Source organism: Streptomyces sp. BA2, assembly GCF_009769735.1.
Classification (GTDB): domain Bacteria; phylum Actinomycetota; class Actinomycetes; order Streptomycetales; family Streptomycetaceae; genus Streptomyces.
This window is the reverse complement of the sequence record NZ_WSRO01000002.1, coordinates 7,696,073-7,716,636: the sequence shown is the minus strand read 5'-3', so window position 1 is coordinate 7,716,636 and position 20,564 is coordinate 7,696,073. Positions and strand designations below refer to the sequence as shown.

General features: G+C 69.9%; 16 protein-coding genes. 5 read left to right on the top strand and 11 right to left on the bottom strand.

The window, feature by feature from the left end; all coding sequences use genetic code 11:
- Positions 1-13 precede the first annotated feature (13 nt).
- The 11 genes from E5671_RS37280 to E5671_RS37235 all read right to left on the bottom strand — a co-directional run bounded on the left by E5671_RS37280 (position 14) and on the right by E5671_RS37235 (position 13,438).
- Positions 14-2,503 (bottom strand): PQQ-dependent sugar dehydrogenase, encoded by a 2,490-nt coding sequence (locus E5671_RS37280; protein ID WP_160508419.1) that lies wholly within the window; start codon positions 2,501-2,503, stop codon positions 14-16.
- A 216-nt stretch (positions 2,504-2,719) separates the two neighbouring features.
- Complete coding sequence (locus E5671_RS37275) at positions 2,720-3,721, bottom strand: sugar phosphate isomerase/epimerase family protein (RefSeq protein ID WP_160508417.1); 1,002 nt, start codon at positions 3,719-3,721, stop codon at positions 2,720-2,722.
- A gap of 12 nt (positions 3,722-3,733) precedes the next feature.
- Positions 3,734-4,951, bottom strand: a complete 1,218-nt coding sequence (locus E5671_RS37270) for a Gfo/Idh/MocA family protein (protein WP_160508415.1) — start codon at positions 4,949-4,951, stop codon at positions 3,734-3,736.
- Positions 4,952-4,999: 48 nt separating this feature from the next.
- Complete coding sequence (locus E5671_RS37265; RefSeq protein WP_160508413.1) at positions 5,000-6,049, bottom strand: substrate-binding domain-containing protein; 1,050 nt, start codon at positions 6,047-6,049, stop codon at positions 5,000-5,002.
- A gap of 29 nt (positions 6,050-6,078) precedes the next feature.
- Complete coding sequence (locus tag E5671_RS37260; RefSeq protein ID WP_160508411.1) at positions 6,079-7,098, bottom strand: ABC transporter permease; 1,020 nt, start codon at positions 7,096-7,098, stop codon at positions 6,079-6,081.
- Positions 7,095-8,612: a sugar ABC transporter ATP-binding protein gene (locus E5671_RS37255; protein WP_160508410.1), complete on the bottom strand. Its 1,518-nt coding sequence runs from the start codon at positions 8,610-8,612 to the stop codon at positions 7,095-7,097. The genes E5671_RS37260 and E5671_RS37255 overlap by 4 nt, the downstream gene beginning before the upstream one ends.
- Positions 8,613-8,743: 131 nt before the next feature.
- Entirely contained in the window at positions 8,744-9,925 is a 1,182-nt protein-coding gene (locus E5671_RS37250) for an ROK family transcriptional regulator (protein ID WP_160508408.1), read from the bottom strand.
- 204 nt (positions 9,926-10,129) lie between these two features.
- A complete protein-coding gene (locus E5671_RS37245; RefSeq protein ID WP_160508406.1) occupies positions 10,130-10,810 on the bottom strand; it encodes a GntR family transcriptional regulator in 681 nt (226 codons plus the stop codon).
- Positions 10,811-10,921: 111 nt separating this feature from the next.
- The gene (locus E5671_RS37240) at positions 10,922-11,869 is read right to left on the bottom strand and encodes a beta-ketoacyl-ACP synthase III (RefSeq protein WP_160508405.1); all 948 of its coding nucleotides are present in this window, start codon (positions 11,867-11,869) and stop codon (positions 10,922-10,924) included.
- A gap of 122 nt (positions 11,870-11,991) precedes the next feature.
- Entirely contained in the window at positions 11,992-12,135 is a 144-nt protein-coding gene (locus tag E5671_RS45585; RefSeq protein WP_202121416.1) for an MFS transporter small subunit, read from the bottom strand.
- On the bottom strand, positions 12,104-13,438 hold the full coding sequence (locus tag E5671_RS37235) for an OFA family MFS transporter (protein WP_160508403.1): 1,335 nt from the start codon (positions 13,436-13,438) through the stop codon (positions 12,104-12,106). The genes E5671_RS45585 and E5671_RS37235 overlap by 32 nt, the downstream gene beginning before the upstream one ends.
- 225 nt (positions 13,439-13,663) lie before the next feature.
- Between E5671_RS37235 and E5671_RS37230 the strand changes: the two genes are divergently transcribed.
- Genes E5671_RS37230 through fdhD form a run of 5 tightly spaced genes read left to right on the top strand, consistent with a single transcriptional unit; the run spans position 13,664 to position 20,377 of the window.
- Entirely contained in the window at positions 13,664-14,641 is a 978-nt protein-coding gene (locus E5671_RS37230; protein WP_160508401.1) for a 2-dehydropantoate 2-reductase, read from the top strand.
- Positions 14,642-14,663: 22 nt separating this feature from the next.
- Positions 14,664-16,592 carry a molybdopterin oxidoreductase family protein gene (locus E5671_RS37225; RefSeq protein WP_160508399.1) on the top strand — a complete coding sequence of 643 codons (1,929 nt, stop codon included), beginning with the start codon at positions 14,664-14,666 and terminating at the stop codon, positions 16,590-16,592.
- Between the two features lie 13 nt (positions 16,593-16,605).
- Entirely contained in the window at positions 16,606-18,666 is a 2,061-nt protein-coding gene (locus E5671_RS37220; protein WP_160508397.1) for an NADH-ubiquinone oxidoreductase-F iron-sulfur binding region domain-containing protein, read from the top strand.
- Complete coding sequence (locus tag E5671_RS37215; protein WP_160508395.1) at positions 18,663-19,523, top strand: 2Fe-2S iron-sulfur cluster-binding protein; 861 nt, start codon at positions 18,663-18,665, stop codon at positions 19,521-19,523. Before E5671_RS37220 ends, E5671_RS37215 begins: the two co-directional genes overlap by 4 nt.
- 5 nt (positions 19,524-19,528) lie before the next feature.
- A complete protein-coding gene (gene fdhD / locus E5671_RS37210) occupies positions 19,529-20,377 on the top strand; it encodes a formate dehydrogenase accessory sulfurtransferase FdhD (protein WP_160508393.1) in 849 nt (282 codons plus the stop codon).
- Positions 20,378-20,564: the final 187 nt, after the last annotated feature.

The window sequence follows — 20,564 nt, the reverse complement described above, 5'->3', positions numbered from 1 at the left end:
GGTGACCCCTTCCTCAGCTCGTGGTGAAGGTGAAGTCGTCGACGTCGTACAGGGCTCCGGTGCCCGTGCCCTTGAAGACCAGGAAGAGCGTCGTCGTCCTCTTGGGTGCCTTGCTGATGGCGGTGCTCACGTCCTTGTACGTCTCCCAGCCACCGGTCGGCGCGACCTTGGCCTTGCCCAGGAGGTTTCCGGTGGCCGATCCGCTGCGGACCTCCAGCGTGCCGCCGGCGCCGCCCGACGCGACGCGCGCGGTCAGCTTGGTGGCGTTGCCGAGGATGTAGGGCTTGAAGGCGATCCAGTCGCCGTTGTTGATGTCGCCGACCGTCTTTCCGCCGTGCGCCGGGGTGTGGTTCACCACGGAGACACCCTTGGAGTCGTTGTAGTGCTCGCCCTGGCGGTGCTTGGGCTGGACGACGTTCTGGTCGTGGGTGGTCAGCGCGGGCTGGCCGTTCGCGCCCTTGTCGGTGTATTCGGCGTCGAAGACCCCGAAGATGTTGGCGTTCGGGTCGTGCTCGCCGTCCGCGGACGTCTGGAGGGTGCCTTCGCAGCCGTTGGCCGAGGTCACCGGGTGGCCGTGGCTGTCATGGCCGAGGATGTGGGTGACCTTGACCTTCGTGCAGTCGATCGGTCCGTCTTCCCTGTCGGTCACCTTCACCTTGAAGGGAATCTTGTCGCCGAAGGTGAACAGCTGCCCGTCACCGGGGAGTTCAAGGGTCACCTTGGGCGCGGTGTTGCCGACGGTGACGTGCGCGCTGGCCGAACCGGTTCGCCCGGTGGAGTCCTTGACGGTCACGGTCGCGGTGTAGACGCCGTTCTTCTTGTACGTGTACGTGGGGTTCTGCTGGGTCGACTTGCCGCCGTCACCGAAGTCCCACGCGTAGGTCAGCGTGCCGCCGTCGGCGTCCGTGGCCTTCGCGGTGAACTTGGTCCTGAGCGGGGCCTGGCCGCTGGTCACGGAGGCGCTCGCCTCGACGACCGGTGAGTGGCCGTCGGTGGCGTTCTCGATGCGGAAGAGTCCGGAGTTCTCGTCGCCGCCGAACCAGGCCGTGCCGTAGTCGAGGACGTAGAGCGCGCCGTCGGGGCCGAACTCCATGTCCATGATCTGCGTGCCCGTCCACGGGAACGGGTTGATGGACTGGACCGTGCCGTCCGCCCCGTGTTCGATGCGCTTGATCCAGCGCCGTCCGAACTCACCGGCGAAGAAGTCGCCGTCGTACGCCTCCGGGAACTTCACCGGGGAGGTGTTCGCCGCGTCATAGCGGTAGACGGGGCCCGCCATCGGGGACTCGGATCCTGAGCCGAACTCGGGGACGGATCCGCCGTCGTACGGAATCCAGGCTTCCTGCGCGGCCGGCAGATCGGTCAGGCCGGTGTTGTGCCTGGAGTCGTTCTTGGGTGCGGCGCAGTCGAAGGCGGCGCCTGAGGTCTGCGTCGCGAAGTCGTAGTCCATGTAGGCGTCGTTCTTGCCGGTGCAGTACGGCCAGCCGAAGTTGCCCGGCTTGGTCACGCGGGCGAACTCGACCTGGCCGGCGGGGCCGCGCTTGGGGTCGGCGGCGCCCGCGTCGGGGCCGTAGTCGCCGACGTACACCGTGCCGGTGGGCTTGTCGACGCTCATGCGGAAGGGGTTGCGGAAGCCCATCGCGTAGATCTCGGGGCGGGTCTTCTCGGTGCCCGGCGCGAAGAGGTTGCCGGCCGGGACGGTGTACGAGCCGTCGTCGGCGACCTTGATGCGCAGGATCTTGCCGCGCAGGTCGTTGCTGTTGCCGGCGCTGCGGCGGGCGTCGAAGGCGGGGTTGCGGTCCGCGCGCTCGTCGATGGGCGTGAAGCCGTCCGAGGCGAAGGGGTTGGAGTCGTCGCCCGTCGAGAGGTAGAGGTTGCCGTCCTTGTCGAAGTCGATGTCGCCGCCGACGTGGCAGCAGATGCCGCGGCTGGCGGGGACGTCGAGGACCTTCTTCTCGCTGGCGTTGTCGAGAGTGCCGTCGGTCTTCAGGACAAAGCGGGAGAGGCGGTTGACGCCGTCGAACTTCTTGAAGTCCTCGGCCGTGCCGGTCTCCGGGGCGTCGCCGGCCGGGGTGTCGAGCGGGGGCGCGTAGTAGAGGTAGATCGCGCGGTTCTCGCTGAACTTTGGGTCGAGACCGATGCCTTGGAGGCCCTCTTCGTCGTGCGTGTAGACCGGTATCTTGCCCGCGATCTTGGTGTTGCCCGCGGCGTCCGTGAGGCGCAGCGTGCCGTCGCGGGAAGTGTGCAGGACCGAGCGGTCGGGCAGGACGGCGAGTGTCATGGGCTCGCCGGTCTCGGGCTCGCCCTTGGCGAGGGTGACTTGCTGGAAGTCCTCGGCCACCGGGGCCGCCGCGGCCTTGGCGGCCTGTTCCTGGGCGGCGCGGACGGCCTCCGGGTCGGCGGCGTTCGCGGTCGGGGCGGCGAGGGTCAGGGTGGCGCCGGCCAGCAGGGTGCCGGTGAAGAGCGCGAGGGTCTTGCGGAGTCTCAGGCGTTTCCTGTGCACGGGGTTCCTCCGGAAGGGGGACGGTCGTACGCGGGTGTGGTGCGAAGAGGGCGCTGGGCGCCGGGGTGCGCCGTCACCCCGGAAGGTTCATGTCCTGTACACATCAGGGACGGTAGCCACGTTTGTCCGGGACGGAAAGCCCTTGCACAGCAGTAGAGTTCAGCTTTTTCCTTGGGCAGGACAAAGTGGCTCCGCCCGACTGCCTGTCGTGGCTGCTCAGTTCCCGCCGAACGCCGCGTCGAACGACGCCGTAGGCGGCTCGAAGTCGTACGCCTTCAGGCGCTTCAGCGCCTCCGGCGCCCCCTGGAGGCGGTCCATTCCCGCGTCCTCCCACTCCACCGAGATCGGGCCTTCGTACGCGATCGAGCCGAGCATCCGGAACACGTCCTCCCAGGGGACGTCCCCGTGGCCCGCCGATACGAAGTCCCAGCCGCGGCGCGGGTCGCCCCACGGAAGGTGCGAGCCCAGGCGGCCGTTGCGGCCGTCCAGGCGGCGCCTCGCCTCCTTGCAGTCGACGTGGTAGATCCGGTCCCGGAAGTCGTAGAGGAAACCGACCGGGTCCAGGTCCTGCCACACGAAGTGCGAGGGGTCGAAGTTCAGGCCGAAGGCGGTGCGGTGGTCAACTGCCTCCAAGGCGCGGTGCGTTGTCCAGTAGTCGTACGCGATCTCCGAGGGATGCACCTCATGCGCGAAGCGCACGCCCTGTACGTCGAAGACGTCGAGGATCGGGTTCCACCGCTCGGCGAAGTCGTCGTAGCCGCGCTCGATCATCGACTCCGGCACGGGCGGGAACATCGCCACCAGATGCCAGATCGCCGAGCCCGTGAAGCCCACGACCGTGTCGACGCCGAATGCGGCCGCCGCGCGTGCCGTGTCCTTCATCTCACGGGCGGCCCGCTGCCGTACGCCCTCCGCGTCCCCGTCGCCCCAGATGCGGGCGGGCAGGATCGCCTGATGCCGCTCGTCGATGATCGCGTCACAGACGGCCTGCCCGACCAGGTGGTTGGAGATGGCCCAGCACTTGAGTCCGTACTTGTCGAGGAGCTGACGGCGCGAGTCCAGGTAGGAACGGTCGTTCAGCGCCTTGTCGACCTCGAAGTGGTCGCCCCAGCAGGCGAGTTCGAGACCGTCGTAGCCGAAGTCGCGGGCGAGGCGGCAGACCTCCTCCAGCGGCAGGTCGGCCCACTGGCCGGTGAACAGCGTGAAGTCGCGGGGCATGAACAGGCCTCCTCAGACCGTGACGGGGGTGGAAGCTATCGGGGTGTAGACCGAGTTCTTCGCCGCGCTCTCCTCCACCGCGGCGAGCACCCGCTGCACCGAGAGGCCCGCCTCGAAGGACGGTTCGGGCTGCTCACCCGTGGCGATGGCGTGCAGCAGATCGCGGGCCTGGTGCACGAACGTGTGCTCGTAACCGAGTCCGTGCCCCGGCGGCCACCAGGCCTCCAGGTACGGATGGCCGGGCTCGGTCACCAGGATGCGGCGGAAGCCCGATGACGTGGCGGGCTCCGTGTGGTCGTGGAAGGAGAGCTCGTTCAGGCGCTCCAGGTCGAAGGCCAACGAGCCGTCGGAGCCATTGAGTTCGAGCTTCAGGGCGTTCTTCCGGCCGGCGGCGAAGCGGGTCGCCTCGAAGGAGGCGAGGGCGCCCGACGGGAAGCGGCCGGTGAAGACCGCCGCGTCGTCCACCGTGACCTGGCCCGTCGCGGTGCCGCCTTCCGCCGTGAGCCCGCTGGACGCCCCGTCGGGCAACGGCCGCTCCCGTACGAACGTCTCCGTCAGCGCCGAGACACCCGCAACCGGCTCCCCCACCAGATACTGCGCGAGGTCCACGATGTGCGCGCCCAGGTCGCCGAGCGCGCCCGAACCCGCGCGGTCCTTGCGCAGCCGCCACGTCAGCGGGAAGCCGGGGTCGACCAGCCAGTCCTGGAGGTACGTGAGCCGGACGTGCCGCAGGCTGCCGATGCGGCCCTCGGCGACCATCTGCCGGGCGAGCGCGAGAGCCGGAACACGGCGGTAGTTGAAGCCGACCATCGCCATCTGCCCCCGGGAGCGGGCCCGTTCGGCGGCCTCGGCCATCGCCTCGGCCTCCTCGACGGTGTTCGCGAGGGGCTTCTCGCACAGCACGTGCTTGCCCGCGTCGAGCGCGGCGATCGCGATCTCCGCATGGCTGTCGCCGGGGGTGCAGATGTCGATGAGGTCGACGTCGTCACGGGCCACGAGAGCGCGCCAGTCGGTCTCCGCGGCGGCCCATCCGAGCCGGTCCGCCGCGGCGCGCACGGCGGCGCCGTCGCGTCCGCAGACCGCCGAGAGGACCGGCTGTACCGGCAGGTCGAAGACGCGTCCGACAGTGCGCCAGCCCTGGGAGTGAGCGGCGCCCATGAAGGCGTAGCCGACCATGCCCACCCCCAGCCGCCGCTTCCCTGTCCCGGCCTCGTGTTCCGTCTCACGCATGCGGTACTCCTCCTCGTAAACGCTCGGTGGGGGGTGCGGACGCGCGCATCACTTGAAGCCGGTGGACATGTACGTGCTGATGTTCTCCTTGTCGACCACGGCCGAGTAGAGCGTGATGAAGGCCGGGATCTCGAACTCCGCCATCCCGCTGACGCCCTTGCTCTGGCCCAGCGCGCGGGCGAGGTCGATGGCCGAGGCGGCCATCGACGGCGGGTAGAGGACGGTGGCCTTGAGCACGCTGTTATCGGACTCGATGGCCTGGAAGGCGGAGAGCGCGCCCGCGCCGCCGACCATCAGGAAGTCGTCGCGGCCCGCCTGCTTGATGGCGCGCAGGGCGCCCACGCCCTGGTCGTCGTCGTGGTTCCACAGGGCGTCGAAGTTCTTCTGGGCCTGGAGGAGCTGGGACATCTTCTGCTGTCCCGACTCGACGGTGAACTCGGCGGCCTGCCGGGCGACCTTCTCGATGTTCGAGTAGTTCTTCAGGGCGTCGTCGAAGCCCTTCGAGCGCTGCTTGGTCAGTTCGAGGTTGTCGAGTCCCGCGAGTTCGACGACCTTGGCGTTCTTCTTGTCCTTGAGCTTCTCGCCGATGTAGTGGCCGGCGCTGAGGCCCATGCCGTAGTTGTCGCCGCCGATCCAGCAGCGGTAGGCCTGCGGCGAGGCGAAGACCCGGTCGAGGTTGACGACGGGTATGCCCGCCCGCATGGCCTTCAGGCCGACCTGGGTGAGGGCCTTGCCGTCGGCCGGCAGGATCACCAGGACGTCGACCTTCTTGTTGATCAGCGTCTCGACCTGGCCGATCTGGGCGGCGGTGTCGTTCGAGCCCTCGGTGGACTCCAGCGTGACGTCCGAGTACTTCTTCGCCCGCTCCTTGGCGTTGTCGTTGATCGCGTTCAGCCAGCCGTGGTCGGCCTGCGGCCCCGCGAAGCCGATGGTGACCTTCTTGCCGGGCTTGTCGTCGGCGACCGGCTGGTCCTTGTCGTCCGAGCCCTCATCCTTGGGCTCGTTGCTGGTGCACCCGGTGATGAGGGCGCCGGTCGACAGGGCGGCGGCTCCGAAGAGCAGCCCTCTGCGGCTCGCGAATGGGGATGTCTCTGGCATGGCGGTGAACCCTTCTCCGGGTCTGCGGGTCAGTGAGTTGAGGACGTACGTCGCTGGACGAGCACCGCGGCGACGATGATCGCCCCCTTGGCGATCTGCTGGACGTCGCTCTGGAGGTTGTTCAGCGCGAAGATGTTCTGGATCGTGATGAAGATCAGTACGCCGAGCACGGAGCCGGTGATGGTGCCCCGGCCGCCGCTGAGCAGGGTGCCGCCGATGATCGCGGCGGCGATGGCGTCGAGCTCGTAGAGGTTGCCGTTGGTGTTCTGGCCCGACCCGGAGAGGATGATCAGCAGGAAGGCCGCGATGCCGCAGCAGAGGCCGGAGAGCAGGTAGAGATAAAGGCGTTGCCTGCGTACGTCGATGCCGGCGAGCCGCGCCGCTTCCGCGTTGCCGCCGACCGCGACCGAGCGCCGCCCGAAGGTGGTGCGGTTCAGGAGCAGCCAGCCGACGACGGTGACGGCCGCGAAGACGAGCACGAGCGGCGGGATGCCAAGAATGTAGGAGTCACGCTCGCCGAGCTTAAGCACCCCGTCCACGGTGACCATCTGCGTCTTGCCGTCGGTGATCTGCAGGGCGAGACCGCGGCCCGCGGCCAGCATCGCGAGCGTCGCGATGAACGGCACCATCCCGCCGTACGCGATGAGTACTCCGTTGACCAGACCGCAGGCCATGCCGACGATCACCGCGGTGAACAGGATGCCCGCGAAGCCGTACTCCTGGGTGGCGACCGTCGTCGCCCACACGGAGGCGAGCGCGACGATCGCGCCGACCGACAGGTCGATGCCGCCGGAGATGATCACGAACGTCATGCCGACCGTGACGACGCCGATAACGGACGCCTGGGTGAGGATCAGCTGGACGTTGTCGGTGTCCAGGAACGAGTCGGGCTGAGTGATGCCGCCGATCAGGACCAGCGCGGCGAGCACACCGAGCAGGGACAGCGTCCGCACGTCGGCTCGTGCGGAGAGTGTCCGCAACGGGCTTGCGCCGTCCGCCGGTTGACTCTTCGATGCGGCGGGCCGTGGCGGCGATGCGGGCTGCGTCATGACGCCGGGCTCCCTTCGAGAACGAGGTCGAGTACGCGGTGTTCGTCGAGGTCACGGGCGGGCGCCGTATGGACGACGCGGCCCTCGCGGAGGACCAGGACACGGTCGGCGAGGCCGAGGACTTCGGGCACTTCGCTGGAGACGAGCAGGACGGCGAGGCCGTCGTCGGCGAGCCTGCGGATCACGGCGTACAGCTCGGCGCGGGCGCCGACGTCCACGCCGCGGGTCGGCTCGTCGAGCAGCAGGACGCGGCAGCCGCGGAGCAGCCAGCGGGCCAGGACGGCCTTCTGCTGGTTGCCGCCGGAGAGCGTGCGCACGGGGGCGCCGGGATTGTCGGGGCGCAGGGACAGCTCGCGGGTCGCGGTCTGCGCGGCCTTCTTCTCGGCGCCCCGGTCGATCCAACCGCCGCGTGAGAAGCGGGACATGGACGAGACCGACACGTTGTTGGTGACGGACTCCAGCATCAGCAGGGCCTGCGCCTTGCGCTCCTCGGGGGCGAGCCCGAGCCCCGCGCGGACGGCGGCGCGGACACTTCCGGGCCTCAGCGGCTTGCCGTCCACGGCGACTTGACCGGAGGTCGGCTTGCGTGCGCCGTAGATGGTCTCCAGGATCTCGGAGCGCCCGGAGCCGACGAGCCCGGCGAGTCCGACGATCTCGCCGGGTCGCAGTTCGAGGTCGAGGGGTTCGAACTCGCCCTCGCGGGCGAGGCCCGTCACCTTCAGCACCGGTTCGGTGAGCGGTGGTTCGACGGGACGGTCGGGGAAGACGTACTCGACGTTGCGGCCCGTCATCAGCGCGACGACCTCGCGGGTCGGGGTCTCCTTCGCGGGGAGTCCGCCCGCCACCGCGCGGCCGTCCTTGAGGACGGTGACGCGGTCGCCGATGCGGCGGATCTCTTCGAGACGGTGGGAGATGTAGACGACGGCGACGCCGTCGGCCGTGAGGTCGCCGACGATGCGGAAGAGGTTGTCGACCTCGTCCGGGTCCAGGGCGGCGGACGGCTCGTCCATGACGATGAGGCGCACTTCGTGGGAGAGCGCGCGGGCCATCGACACGATCTGCTGCTGGGCGGCGGAGAGATCACCGACGAGCGTGCCCGGATCAATCTCACCGTGCCCAAGTCGCTTGAGCAGGGTGGCAGTTGACGCCTTGGCCTCGCGCCCCTTCACGACGAAACCCGCCGCCGTCGGCTCATGCCCGAGGTGGACGTTCTCGGCGACGGACAGGCCCTCCACCAGGTCGAGCTCCTGGTAGATGGTGGCGATGCCGAGGCGCATGGCGGCGATGGGCGACTTGAGCGTGGTGCGCTCGCCGCGCCAGGTGATCTCGCCGTCGTCGGGCTGGTGGGCCCCGGCGAGGACCTTGATGAGCGTGGACTTCCCGGCGCCGTTCTGGCCGAGGAGGCAGTGCACTTCGCCGGCCTGGACCTGGAGGTCGACGCCGTCGAGGGCGCGGACGCCGGGGAACGACTTGGTGATGCCGGACATGGTGAGCAGCGGTGGTTCTGGTGCCATGACGGTTCCCTTGGGCGGGTGCGGCCGACGATTTCGGGCAGGGCAGGGCAGAGCAGGGCGCTGTACTGGGTGAGGTGTGGTGTGGTGCGTGCGTGGCGTCGTACGGGGTCGTACGGGGTCGTACGTGCCGGTCAGGCCGGCGAGAACAGGTGGTCGCTGATGAGCCGGGCGCCGCCGATGACTCCGGCGGTGGGCCCCAACTCGCCCAGAACGATGGGGAGGTTGCCGGTCGCCAGGGGCAGCGACTGGCGGTAGACCTGGGTGCGGATGGCGGCGAGCAGTGTGTGGCCGAGGCCGGTCACCCCGCCGCCGATCACCACGAGGCCCGGGTTGAAGAAGCTGACGAGGCCCGCGATGACCTGGCCGGTGCGGTTGCCGCCCGCACGGATGAGGTCGAGCGCGGTGGAGTCCCCCGCGGCGGCCGCCGCGGAGACGTCGACGGCACTGAGCTTCCCGGCGGCTTCCAGGCGGGCCGCGAGCTCCTGGGAGAGCCCTTGCCCGGCGGCGTCCTCCGCGTCGCGGGCGAGCGCCGCGCCGCTGAAGTACGCCTCCAGGCAGCCTTTGTTGCCGCAGGCGCAGGGCCGCCCGTCCGGTTCGACCTGGATGTGGCCGATGTCGCCCGCGCTGCCGGTCACCCCTCGGTAGACCTCACCGCCGACGACGATCCCGCAGCCGATGCCCGTGCCGATCTTGACGCAGAGGAAGTCGCCCACGGAGCGCGCGACGCCCGCGTGCTGCTCCCCCATCGCCATCAGGTTCACGTCGTTGTCGACCATGACGGGGCAGCCCAGGTCCTGGCTGATGGCCTCCCGTACGGGGAAGCCGTCCCACCCCGGCATGATCGGCGGGGCGACCGGGACGCCTTCAGGGAAGCGGACGGGTCCCGGGACACCGATACCGGCGCCGTCGAACCCTTCCGCGAGCCCGGAGGCCTTCAACTTGGCCGCCATGGCGAGGACTTGCTCGAAGACGGCGACGGGGCCTTCGCGCACGTCCATGGGCTGGTTGATGTGGCCGAGGACCTCCAGCTCGGCATTGGTCACCGCTACGTCGACCGAGGTCGCGCCGATGTCCACGCCGAGGAAACGGAGGGCGGGGGCCAGGCGGATGTTGTGGGAGCGGCGGCCGCCGCGCGAGGCGGCGAGTCCGTCGGCGACCACGAGTCCGGTCTCCAGGAGCCGGTCCACCTCGACGGCCAGCTTCGACCGCGAGAGGTCGACCTGATCGCCCAGCTGGGCACGGGAGTTGGGCCCTCCGTCACGCAGCAGCCGCAGCAGTCGCGCCTGGTGCGCATTGGCGGGTCGAGCCGTCATACGTCTCACGCGCCCCTCCCCGCCTCATCGGGCAACTCACGACATCACGCCCGGCTTTCATTCATCTCGCCGGGCTTTCGAGGGGAACGTAGCAGCGCCTGCCGGGAGTGGGAAGAAGTTGCGCACGAATTACCCATGACTTTCTCCAGTCACAGGACAAAGGGAGGGACAGGTGTGTCCCGCGCATGACCTCAGAGGTGAGCGTCAGGCGTCGCGCTCGCGCCGGTGGTAGGTCTCGCGCGTGTGCTCCGTGTGCGCGCGCATGATCTCCGTGGCCCGGCCCTCGTCGCGATCGGCGATCGCCGCGATCAGCTGACGGTGCTCGATCCAGGACTGTTTGCCGCGCTGGCGGGCCACCGGTGTGTAGTACCAGCGCACGCGGCGGTCCACCTGCCCGGCGAGTTCGGCGAGGACGACATTGCCGGCGAGCTCCATGACCTTGGCGTGGAAGGCCGCGTTCGTGGCCACCACCAGGTCCACCTCGCCGTCCGCGACGGCCTTCTCCCCCTTGGCGCACAGCTCTTCCAGGGCCGTGATTCCGGCGGTACCCGTGTTGGCGGCGGCGAGCCGGGCGGCCTCCGCCTCCAGGAGCGTGCGGACCGTGAGCAGCTGGTCCGCCTCCTCCTCGGTCGGCTCGTGCACGAACGCGCCCTGCGCGGGCCGCAGATCGACCCAGCCCTCGGTGTTCAGCCGCTGCAAGGCCTCACGCACCGGCTGCCTCGACACCCCCAGGTGCCCGGCCAGTTCACTCTCCACGAGGTGCTGGCCCGGCTGCAGCGCGCGGGTCGTGATGAGCTCGAGCAGCGCTTCGTAGACCCGCTCACGGAGCGGTCCGGGCCGTTCGAGCTTGGGCACCGCCCCCTGCGGCAGTCCTGTGGACAACATCGCGGTCCCCTCCTCGACGATTGCCTTTTGTCTACAGTCTACTGAGCACAATGGCCAGCACCAGGGGGAGTCGGTCCCGTCACACCATGCGGGGACGGTGGTGGGGCCGTACTACGGGCAGCGGATGACCTGGCCCGCGTACGACAGGTTCCCGCCGAAGCCGAAGAGCAGCACCGGATCGCCGTGGACGATCTCGCCGCGCTCCACCAGCTTGGACAGGGCGAGCGGGATGCTGCCCGCCGAGGTGTTGCCGGAGTTCACGACATCGCGCGCGACGACGGCGTTGACCGCGCCGATCCGCTCGGCGAGCGGCTCGATGATGCGCAGGTTGGCCTGGTGCAGGACGACAGCGGCCAGGTCCTCCGGCGTGAGACCGGCCCTCTCGCAGGCCTTGCGGGCGAGGGGCGGCAGCTGTGTCGTCGCCCAGCGGTAGACGCTCTGACCCTCCTGCGCGAACCGCGGGGGCGTGCCCTCGATACGGACGGCGTTGCCCATCTCGGGCACCGAGCCCCAGAGCACGGGACCGATGCCGGGCACCTCGCCGGGACCGCACGCCTCGACGACCGCCGCGCCGGCACCGTCCCCGACCAGGACGCACGTGGTGCGGTCCGTCCAGTCGGCCACCTCGGACATCTTGTCCGCGCCGATCACGAGGGCGCGGGTGGCGCCCCCGGCCCGCACGGCGTGGTCGGCGGTGGCGAGCGCGTGCGTGAAGCCCGCGCAGACGACGTTGATGTCCATGGCGGCCGGTGACGGGATGCCGAGCCGGGCCGCCACCCGGGCCGCCATGTTCGGCGAGCGGTCGATCGCGGTGGAGGTGGCGACCAGGACGAGGTCTATGGCATCGGGCGCGAGACCCGCGGCGGCCACGGCCTTGGCGCCGGCCTGCGCTGCGAGCTCGTCGACCGGCTCGTCGGGTCCGGCGATGTGGCGGGTGCGGATGCCCACGCGGGAGCGGATCCACTCGTCGCTGGTGTCGACCATGCCCGCCAGGTCCTCGTTGGTGAGGATCTTGGCAGGCTGGTAGTGGCCGACGGCGGCGATGCGTGAGCCGTGCATGAACGGGTCCCCCTTGTTGCCGGAGATGCGGGACGGTCCAGTCTGCTCAGCGACTCACCAGTAACAGGACACGTAAAGCGACAGGAATCGGGCGTCGGCTTTGGCCACTTCTCATCATCGTGTCACCCGGTGAAGAGCTGGGTGGCCTTGTGCACGAGCTCATAAAGCCCATATCCGAGCGGAACCCCCACCCAGAGCCAGGCGGCGACGATCAGCGCCCTGCGGCGGGGCGGACTACTGGGCGGCGTGCTGGTCGGCGCCGTCATGGGCGGCCTCCCTCGGGGCGGGGATGTGGTGGCGGGCGTGGACGGGACGGACGAACTCGTTCGCCACGAAGCCGACGACCAGCAGTCCGATCATGATCGTCAGGGAGAGGCCGTAGAGCCCCGCTCCTCGCTTGCCCGCCTCTTCCTGGTGGTCGGCGACCCAGTTGACGATCAGCGGACCGAGCACACCGGCCGTCGACCAGGCGGTCAGAAGCCGCCCGTGGATCGCGCCGACCTGATAGGTCCCGAAGAGGTCCTTCAGATACGCGGGGATCGTCGCGAAGCCGCCTCCGTAGAAGGAGAGGATCACCAGCGCGCAGACGATGAAGAGCGGTTTCGATGTGTCCCCGAACTGGGCGATCAGCAGATACATCAGTGCGCCCACGCCCAGGTAGACGCGGTAGACGTTCTTGCGGCCGATCAGGTCGGACGTCGACGACCAGCCGATGCGTCCGGCCATGTTCGCCGCGGAGAGCAGGGCGACGAAGCCCGCGGCGGCGGCGGCCGAGACCGGTGTCGAGGTCTCGGAGAAGAAGTCGGTGATCATCGGCGCCGCCTTCTCCAGGATGCCGATGCCCGCGGTCACGTTCATGCAGAGCACGATCCACAGGCACCAGAACTGAGGCGTACGTACGGCGGCCCGCGCGGACACCTGCGGCCCGTCGAGCGCGCCGGGAGCGCCGGGCTTCCGCGCACCCTCCGTACGCGGCACCCGCACCAGGAGCACGCCGAGCGCCATGAAGACGGCGTACGTGAGGCCGTGCACGAGGAACGCGAGCGCGATGCCGCCGGAGTCCGCGCCGAAGGATTCCAGCATCTGCGCCGACCACGGCGACGCGATGAGCGCGCCGCCGCCGAAACCCATGATCGCGATGCCGGTCGCCATGCCGGGACGATCCGGGAACCACTTGATCAGGGTCGACACGGGCGAGATGTAGCCGATGCCGAGTCCGATGCCGCCGACGAAGCCGTAGCCGAAGACGATCAGCCAGTACTGACTGATCGCCGCGCCGAGGGCCGCGATCAGGAAGCCGGACGAGAAACAGACGAGCGCGACCGTCATCGCCCAGCGCGGACCGTTGCGCTCCACGAGCGTGCCGCCGAAGGCCGCCGAGAGGCCGAGCATCACGATGCCGAGCTGGAAGGGGAGCGCGCTCTGCGTGCCGCTGAGGTGGAGTGCCGATTCCAGTGGGGGCTTGAAGACGCTCCAGGCGTAGGCCTGGCCGATGGAGAGGTGCACGGACAGGGCGGCGGGCGGTACGAGCCAGCGGCTCCAGCCCGGGGGTGCGACGGGGGGCCTCATGATCCCGAACAGTAGGAAGCCGGAAGGGGAGTTGGGAAGAGGCGAGCGCGATTGGGTCGACGGTATGCAATGTGGCGCGCGACCCCTTGCTGGGCCAACTTCCATACTGTAGACAATATTCCATCGACAGTGATGGCATGCGACGGCGATCCTCGCGATGTCGATCCCATGCGATGTCGACCCAGAGCCTTCTTCGGATCCCTCAACCGAACGGAGCGCGCCACCGTGAAAGTCGCAGTCCTCGGCGCCGGTGCGATCGGCGCCTACGTCGGAGCCGCGCTGCACCGCGCCGGTGCCGACGTCCATCTCGTCGCCCGTGGACCGCATTTGGCGGCCATGAGGCAGCACGGAGTACGTGTCCTCAGCCCTCGCGGCGACTTCACCGCGCGGGCCCACGCCACCGACGACCCGGCCGACATCGGCCCCGTCGACTTCGTCTTCCTGGGCCTGAAGGCCAACTCGTACGCGGCGTGCGGGCCGCTGATCGAGCCGCTTCTGCACGACAAGACGGCGGTGATAGCCGCCCAGAACGGCATCCCCTGGTGGTACTTCCACCGGCACGGCGGCCCGCACGACGGCCACCGCGTCAGCAGCGTGGACCCTGACGGCGCGGTCAGTGCGGTGATCGCGCCCGAACGGGCCATCGGGTGTGTGGTGTACGCGGCGACGGAGCTCGAAGGGCCGGGAGTCGTCAGGCACTTGGAAGGCACCCGGTTCTCCATCGGGGAGCCCGACCGCTCGCGCTCCGAGCGCTGTCTCGCCTTCAGCGAGGCCATGCGGGCGGGCGGCCTGAAGTGCCCCGTCGAGCCCGAACTGCGCGGCGACATCTGGATCAAGCTGCTCGGCAACATCTCCTTCAACCCGATCAGCGCGCTCGCCCGCGCCACGATGCGCGAGATGTGCCTGCACGGCGGGACGCGCCGCGTCATCGAGATCATGATGAACGAGACGCTCACCGTCGCGGCGGCGCTCGGCTGCCGCCCCGACATCTCCGTCGAGCGGCGCCTGGCCGGCGCCGAGCGCGTGGGCGACCACCGCACCTCCACGCTCCAGGACCTGGAGCGCGGCAAACCCCTCGAACTCGACGTGCTGCTCGCGGCCGTCGTCGAACTCGCGGAGATCACCGGGGTCCCGGTGCCGACGCTCCGTACCGTCCACGCCATCTCGGATCTGCTGGCCGACCGTATGAGGAGCGCGGCATGAGCGAGAACATGAGGAGCGCGGCATGAGCAAGAAGCGGGACCGGGTGCCCACGACGTACACCCGGCTCACCCACCCCCTCGTCCGCGACTCGCGCGACGAGCCGTTCCGCCGGGCCACCTGGGACGAGGCGCTGACCCGTACGGCGGCGGGTCTCCAGGCGGCACGCGGCGCGTTCGGGTTGTTCTCCTGCGCCCGCGCGACCAACGAAATGAACTACGTGGCGCAGAAGTTCGCCCGCGTGGTGATGGGCACGAACAACGTCGACTCCTGCAACCGCACCTGTCACGCGCCCAGTGTCGCGGGCCTCTCCGCGGCCTTCGGCTCTGGCGGCGGCACGTCTTCTTATGAAGAGGTCGAACACACCGATCTGATCGTGATGTGGGGCTCCAACGCCCGCTTCGCGCACCCGATCTTCTTCCAGCACGTCCTGCGGGGGATCAGGAACGGCGCCCGTATGTACGCCGTCGACCCGCGCCGCACCGCGACCGCCGAGTGGGCGGAGAGCTGGCTCGGCCTGAACGTCGGCACGGACATCCCGATGGCGCACGCGATCGGCCGGGAGATCATCCACGCGGGCCTGGCCAACCAGGCGTTCATCGAGCGGGCGACGTCCGGCTTCGAGGAATACGCGGCGCTGGTCGAGCCATGGACCCTGACGCTCGCCGAGAAGGTGACGGGCGTGCCAGGCGCCGCCATCCAGGAGTTGGCGCACGCCTACGCGCGGGCCGAACGGGCGCAGCTGTGCTGGACCCTCGGCATCACCGAGCACCACAACGGCACGGACAACGTCCGCGCGCTGATCAACCTCTCGCTCCTGACCGGCCACGTGGGGCGCTTCGGCTCGGGCCTGCAGCCCCTGCGCGGGCAGAACAACGTGCAGGGCGGCGGCGACATGGGGGCGATCCCCAACCGCCTGCCCGGCTTCCAGGACATCCTCGACCCGGAGAGCCGGGTGAAGTTCGAGACGGCCTGGGACACGGTCATCCAGCCGCGGTACGGGCTGAATCTGACGGAGATGTTCGAGGCGATGGAGGAGGGCTCGCTCAAGGCCGTCTACTGCATCGGCGAGAACCCCGCGCAGTCGGAGGCGGACAGCGAGCAGGCGATGCGCCGGATGCGGGCCCTGGACTTCTTCGTGGTCCAGGACATCTTCCTCACCAAGACCGCCGAGCTGGCCGACGTCGTGCTGCCCGCGACCGCGGCCTGGGCGGAGACCGACGGCACGACGACCAACAGCGAGCGGCGCGTGCAGCGGGTGCGCAAGGCCGTGCGGCCGCCGGGCGAGGCGCGCGAGGACATCGACATCCTCTGCGACCTCGCCGAACGGTTCGGCCACGACTGGAAGTACGCGGACGCGCAGGCGGTGTGGGACGAGCTGCGGGCGGTGTCGCCGGACCACTGGGGCATGACGTACGACCGTCTGGAGTCCCTGCAAGGCATCCAGTGGCCCTGCCCTTCGGAGGACCGGGTCGAACCGACGTACCTGCACGGCCGGTTGTGGGAAGCGGACCCGGCGCGACGCGGCATGCTCGCGCCCTTCGGGCTCGTCGCACACGACCCGCCGGTCGACCTCACCGACGACTCCTACCCGATCCGGCTGACGACGGGGCGGCGGCTCGACTCCTACAACACCGGGGTGCAGAGCGGGAGTTTCGCCTCGCCCCTGCGGCGCGGCGAGTACGTCGAGCTGTGCCCGGAGGACGCGGAGCGGTACGGGGTCGTGGTCGGCGAGGAGGTCCGGGTGTCCTCGCGGCGCGGCACGGTGACGGCGCCCGTGTGGGTGGACCCCGGGCTCCGCCCCGGTCTGGCCTTCATGACCATGCACTTTCCCGACGAGGTCGACACCAACCAGCTCACGATCGAGGCCAATTGCCCGATCGCGGGCACGGCGGAGTTCAAGGCGTCGGCGATACGTATCGACAAGCTGACCGCGCCGGCGACGGTCGAGTGAGGTGAGGTGACGTATGGATCTGCACTTCGGTGACAGCAAGCCGACGGACGAGGAGCGAGCCGCCGTGGACGCGCTGCTCGGTCCGCCCGGGACCGCGTGGGAGGGGGCCGATGACCGCAGCGACACGGATCTGCGGTGGGCGCGGGGTGGCCGGGCGGCGCGGGAGCGGCGGGATGAGCTGTTGCCGGGGTTGCACGCGCTCAACGACCGTGTGGGGTGGGTGAGCGAGGGGGGCCTCGACTACCTCTGCCGGCGGCTGATGGTGCCGCCGGCGGAGGCGTACGGGGTGGCCACGTTCTACTCCATGTTCTCGGTGCGGCCGCGTCCCGCGACGGTGGTGCGGGTCTGCACGGACCTCGTCTGCGGGGCCTCGCTGTGCGGGGAGGTGGAGGCGCGACTGGACCCCGCGTCCGGGGTGGCCGTCGAGGCCTCGCCTTGCCTGGGGCTGTGCGAGCGGGCGCCGGCGGCGCTTGTGGTGCGGGCCGGTGTGCCTGCGGCGCATTTTTCCCCAACCCCGCCCCTTCCCGAAAACCCGCTGGCGCAGGGGCCTGGCGTCACAGCCAATCGCCTTGACGGCTCGTCCTCAAACGCCGGACGGGCTGAAACCCTCTCGCCCGGCCGTGGTCTTTCAGCCCGTCCGGCGTTTGAGGACGAACTCGGCGAAGCCGGTGATCAACGGCCACCAAGGCCCCCGCGCCAGAGCGGGTTTTCGGGAAGGGGCGGGGTTGGGGAGAAGACCTACGTCACCGCAACCCTCGCCCCCGCCGCACCCGAAACCCTCACCCAAGCCGCCCTGGCCCCAGAGACCGCCCCCGCAGAACCCCCCGCGGCCCTCTCCGTCACCCAAGCAGGCCAGGAAGGCCTCCTGCTGCTCAACAGGATCGGCAAGGTGGACCCCACCTCCCTCGACGACTACCGCGCCCACGGCGGCTACGCAGCCCTCCGCACCGCCTTCGCCATCGGCCCCGCCGAAGTAATCCGCGAAGTCACGGACGCCGGCCTCCTCGGCCGAGGAGGTGCCGCCTTCCCCACGGGAAGGAAGTGGCAGGCCACCGCCTCGCAGCCGGATCACCCCCACTACCTCGTCTGCAACGCCGACGAATCCGAGCCCGGCACCTTCAAGGACCGGGTGATCATGGAGGGCGACCCGTACTCGCTGATCGAGTCGATGACCATCGCGGGGTACGCGACAGGCGCCCACCTCGGTTACCTCTATCTCCGCGGCGAGTACCCCCGCGCCCTGGAGCGGCTCACCCACGCCATCGCGGAGGCACGCGCGCGTGGCCTTCTCGGGGACGACGTCCTCGGGCAGGGCTACGCCTTCGACATCGAGATACGAAGGGGCGCCGGCGCCTACATCTGCGGTGAGGAGACCGCCCTCTTCAACTCCATCGAGGGGTACAGAGGGGAGCCCAGGTCCAAGCCGCCCTTCCCCGTCGAGAAGGGGCTCTTCGGCAAGCCCACCGCCGAGAACAACGTCGAGACCCTCGTCAATGTGCTCCCCATCCTCACCATGGGCGCGCAGGCCTACGCCGCCATCGGTACGGAGAAGTCCACCGGGCCCAAGCTCTTCTGCGTCTCCGGGAGCGTCGAACGCCCCGGCATCTATGAGTTGCCCTTCGGCGCCACCCTCGGTGAGCTCCTCGCCCTCGCCGGGATACCGGACAACCTCCGCGCCGTCCTCCTGGGCGGCGCCGCCGGAGGCTTCGTACGGCCCGACGAGCTCGACATCCCGCTCACCTTCGAGGGGACCAGGGACGCGGGCACCACGCTCGGCTCCGGTGTCGTGCTCGCCCTGGACGACACCGTGCCGCTCCCCCGCATCCTGCTCCGTATCGCCGAGTTCTTCCGCGACGAGTCCTGCGGTCAGTGCGTGCCCTGCCGGGTCGGCACCGTCCGGCAGGAGGAGGCCCTGCACCGCATCGTCGAGCGGACCGGGGCCGACGCCGCCGGTGACATCGCGCTCCTGCGCGAGGTCGGGCGGACCATGCGGGACGCCTCCATCTGCGGGCTCGGCCAGACCGCGTGGAACGCCGTGGAATCCGCCATCGACCGCCTGGGGGCGTACAAGTGACCGCCGTACCGCTGGGAATCCCACGCCGTCTCGTCGAGTTCACGCTGGACGGGCAGAACGCCAGAGTGCCCGAGGGATCGACCATCCTGGACGCCTGCCGGGCCGCGGGCAAGGACGTCCCGACCCTCTGCGAGGGCGACACGCTCACCCCGAAGAACGCCTGCCGGGTGTGTGTCGTGGAGGTCGAGGGCGCCCGTACCCTCGCCCCGGCCTGCTCTCGCCGCGCCGAGCCGGGCATGACCGTCCTCACCGACACCGAGCGCACCCGGCACAGCCGGAAGGTCGTGCTCGAACTCCTCGCCTCGTCCGTCGACCTGTCGACAACCCCGAAGGTCGCGGGCTGGCTCAAGGAGTACGAGGCCAAGCCCGACCGCTTCGGCCCGGACGCAGCCCGGCTGAACGAGGAGCCCAGGGTCGACAACGACCTCTACGTACGCGACTACGACAAGTGCATCCTCTGCTACAAGTGCGTCGACGCCTGCGGTGACCAGTGGCAGAACACGTTCGCCATCTCCGTGGTGGGCCGCGGCTTCGACGCCCGGATCGCCGTCGAGCACGACGGACCGCTGACCGACTCCGCGTGCGTGTACTGCGGGAACTGCATCGAGGTCTGCCCGACCGGAGCCCTCAGCTTCAAGTCGGAGTTCGACATGCGGGCCGCGGGGACCTGGGACGAGGAGCGGCAGACCGAGACGACGACGGTGTGCGCGTACTGCGGAGTCGGCTGCAATCTGACCCTGCACGTGCAGGACAATGACATCGTGAAGGTCACCTCACCGCACGACAATCCGGTGACCCACGGCAACCTCTGCATCAAGGGCCGTTTCGGCTACCAGCACGTACAGAACCGGGACTGATCGACATGGGACGAGTCACGGAGCGCCGCCGCGTCATCCGCATCAGGGACGGGGCCGTCAGCGAGCGGCCCGACACCCTCGTCGCGGAGGAGCCGCTGGAGATCCGGCTCAACGGCAACCCCCTCGCCATCACCATGCGCACACCGGGCGACGACTTCGCGCTCGCGGCGGGGTTCCTCGTGAGCGAGGGGGTGCTCGGCTCGGCGGACGAGCTCCAGTCCATCGTCTACTGCGCCGGGGCGACGGCGGACGGCTCGAACACATACAACGTGGTCGACGTGAAGACCGCCCCGGGGCTCGTCCTGCCCGACATCACCCTTGAGCGCAACGTCTACACCACCTCGTCGTGCGGCCTGTGCGGCAAGGCGAGCCTGGACGCGGTCCGGACGACGGCGCGGTTCCCGATCTCCGACACTCCCCCGGTCCGGCTCGGGACCGAGCTGCTCGCGTGCCTCCCCGACCGGCTGCGCGCGGCACAGCGGGTCTTCGACCGGACCGGGGGCCTGCACGCGGCCGCGCTGTTCTCCGAGGACGGCGAGCTCCTCGACATACGGGAGGACGTGGGCCGCCACAACGCGGTCGACAAGCTCGTCGGGCGCGCCCTCCAGACCGGCAGGCTGCCCCTGTCGCGGGCGGTGCTCCTGGTCTCGGGACGCGCCTCGTTCGAGCTGGCGCAGAAGGCGGTGATGGCGGGCATTCCGATGCTCGCCGCGGTCTCCGCGCCGTCCTCCCTCGCCGTCGATCTGGCCGCCGAGACGGGCCTGACGCTGGTCGGCTTCCTGCGCGGCTCCTCCATGAACGTGTACGCGGGCGAGCACCGGATCGCCGTGCGGGCCGCGGCCTCCCAGGGCTGACCGGCCGCTCCCCGCTGCACGGCGGCGGGGCCCCGGCCGGCGGGGAGCGCCCCCTGCGCCGGCGGGGTCCCGGTCCCGCTCCCTTGGTGCCCTGAACGGGTTCCGGCCCCTGACCAGGCCGCGTCCATTCGTGCCACGCACGCTTCTTGTGGGGTGTCGAACCGTCCAAGTAGCGTCTGAGGCGCGA

Bases quoted from the DNA above. Each gene is read 5' to 3' on its own strand.
- E5671_RS37250 (WP_160508408.1), bottom strand. From the start codon at position 9,925: ATGACGGCTCGACCCGCCAATGCGCACCAGGCGCGACTGCTGCGGCTG.
- E5671_RS37220 (WP_160508397.1), top strand. From the start codon at position 16,606: ATGGATCTGCACTTCGGTGACAGCAAGCCGACGGACGAGGAGCGAGCC.
- E5671_RS37225 (WP_160508399.1), top strand. From the start codon at position 14,664: ATGAGCAAGAAGCGGGACCGGGTGCCCACGACGTACACCCGGCTCACC.
- E5671_RS37255 (WP_160508410.1), bottom strand. From the start codon at position 8,612: ATGGCACCAGAACCACCGCTGCTCACCATGTCCGGCATCACCAAGTCG.
- E5671_RS37235 (WP_160508403.1), bottom strand. From the start codon at position 13,438: ATGAGGCCCCCCGTCGCACCCCCGGGCTGGAGCCGCTGGCTCGTACCG.
- E5671_RS45585 (WP_202121416.1), bottom strand. From the start codon at position 12,135: ATGACGGCGCCGACCAGCACGCCGCCCAGTAGTCCGCCCCGCCGCAGG.
- E5671_RS37275 (WP_160508417.1), bottom strand. From the start codon at position 3,721: ATGCCCCGCGACTTCACGCTGTTCACCGGCCAGTGGGCCGACCTGCCG.
- E5671_RS37270 (WP_160508415.1), bottom strand. From the start codon at position 4,951: ATGCGTGAGACGGAACACGAGGCCGGGACAGGGAAGCGGCGGCTGGGG.
- E5671_RS37265 (WP_160508413.1), bottom strand. From the start codon at position 6,049: ATGCCAGAGACATCCCCATTCGCGAGCCGCAGAGGGCTGCTCTTCGGA.
- E5671_RS37240 (WP_160508405.1), bottom strand. From the start codon at position 11,869: ATGCACGGCTCACGCATCGCCGCCGTCGGCCACTACCAGCCTGCCAAG.
- E5671_RS37245 (WP_160508406.1), bottom strand. From the start codon at position 10,810: ATGTTGTCCACAGGACTGCCGCAGGGGGCGGTGCCCAAGCTCGAACGG.
- E5671_RS37260 (WP_160508411.1), bottom strand. From the start codon at position 7,098: ATGACGCAGCCCGCATCGCCGCCACGGCCCGCCGCATCGAAGAGTCAA.
- fdhD (WP_160508393.1), top strand. From the start codon at position 19,529: ATGGGACGAGTCACGGAGCGCCGCCGCGTCATCCGCATCAGGGACGGG.